The organism is Pseudomonas sp. EA_5y_Pfl2_R50 (assembly GCF_963970475.1).
In the GTDB taxonomy this organism is placed as follows: domain Bacteria; phylum Pseudomonadota; class Gammaproteobacteria; order Pseudomonadales; family Pseudomonadaceae; genus Aquipseudomonas.
In genome coordinates this window covers 1-453 of sequence record NZ_CAXAPT010000171.1, presented here as the reverse complement: position 1 = coordinate 453, position 453 = coordinate 1, and the positions used below count along the sequence as shown (strand labels likewise).

Annotated in this window: 1 protein-coding gene; it reads left to right on the top strand. The window is 64.9% G+C overall.

Features of this window, described 5'->3' with window-relative positions; translation table 11 throughout:
• Positions 1–453 (top strand): histidine kinase (locus AACY19_RS27285; RefSeq protein WP_339454602.1); only part of this gene is annotated, 453 nt, incomplete at both ends.

Here is a 453-nt window from a genome sequence, read left to right as displayed (position 1 = left end):
CAACGTACACCAATGTCGCGCCGGGGCATTGGACCTTTCAAGTGATCGCCGCCAATGCCGACGGAGTCTGGAACCAGCGCGGAGCCTCGATCGAGCTGACGGTAGCGCCCACCTTTTACCAGACGTGGCTCTTCCGACTGGCGGTAGCAGCCACCGCGTTGCTGCTGCTTGCCGCGCTGTACCGCATCCGCAAACGGGCGATCGAGGATCGCACGCGCAGACTGATCGCGGCGCAGGTCACCGAGCGCGAACGGATCGCGCGCGAGTTGCACGACACGCTGCTGCAAGGCATGCAAGCGATGATGCTGCGGTTCCAGGCCGTCGGCAACATAATGGCACCGGGTAGTCGCGCGCACCGCATGCTTGAGTCGGCCCTGGAACGGGGCGACGACGTCTTGCTGGAAGGGCGCGATCGCGTGCTCAACTTACGGACGGAGAGCAGCGCTACGCTGC